Source organism: Vibrio rubrogenes, from assembly GCF_059641415.1.
Map to the genome: position 1 here is coordinate 1 of NZ_JCARSY010000098.1, position 1,211 is coordinate 1,211.

A 1,211-nucleotide genomic window follows, 5' to 3' on the forward strand; every position below is an offset into this window, starting at 1 on the left:
TGAACAGCTTTCCTGATTTGCTGACCGAATATCGGCAAATGACTAAGAAGTGGTATTTCGAACTCGCAGATAAAGCCACAGCAGCCATGGATCGCCCTGCTCTTTTTGCGATGGATAAACAGCTCAAAGTCAGTGGCGAGAGTACCACAGTCGGTAAAGATGATGATAACTACAAAACCACTGTGCAATGTCCGCTCAGTGGCAAGCTGGAAATCGAAAGTGTGTTCCAGTCGATTTATCATGTGCCGCTCGGGAATATTCAGGCGATTGTCAAAGCAGAAGATGGCAGCGATACGCGGGAAGTGATGCTTGATGAGCAGGGTAAAGCCACTGTCACCGGTCTGACACCGGGCAAATATTACGAGGTCTTTATCGACCATAAGCCGACACCGGCAGAGATGGACTCGCTGTTTTCCCATTATGATACGTTGAGCAGTGATTTGTCGGGTTGGCTGAATCAAAAATGGCAAGGGTATCAGCCGCAGTGGGACAGTTATTTTAACAGCTCGGCCGCGCAGTCAGTCTTAACCGTGATTTCGAATTTTGCGGATGGGATCTGGAGTGGTTTGAAAGCGCTCTGGAGCGGCATTGAAGAGCTTTATGAGATGCTCAAAGACCCGGTCAAAACACTGAAAGATCTGGGTGAAGGCGTCGCTGATATTATCAATACGATAAAAGAGACTGCCAGCAGTGCGCCGGGGATGATGGAAAAGGCCTTGCTGTTTGCCTCGGATGAAGCCGCGATGTATCTGTTTGTGCGTGGCATCATGACTTATATCTCGATGGTACCGATGACCACGATACTGAATAAGCTCGCCAATTGTAGCGGTCAGGTGATTGTGGATGTGTTACTGGGGCTGCTCGGTGGGTTGATTATCTCTTTTATTGCCACCCCGGCAACCGGCATGGCCTATGCTGTGCTGCGGTCGATGAAAACAGCTGGCAAACAGATTTTTGAAGCGATTAATTCGCTGGTAGAAGTTGTCAAAGAAATTTTTACCTTTGCTAAAAATTTGATTAACAAGGCCAGCGATACCTTCAAACGTCTGGCCATCAACAAAGGCGGGCAGGGCGTTTACCGTAATGGCAGACTTGAATTTGTGGCCGATAATCGTCGTACCACCACCTTGCATCATGATAGCGATACACTGCCGGATGACAGCCGTGCACCGACGAACGATGCGAACCGTTCAACCCAGGACAGTAAAAAT

1 protein-coding gene is annotated in these 1,211 nt (G+C 48.6%); it reads left to right on the forward strand.

What is annotated here, in order from left to right:
* Positions 1-1,211: hypothetical protein (locus AC55NX_RS20690; RefSeq protein ID WP_496997447.1), on the forward strand; the 1,211-nt coding region annotated here is incomplete at both ends.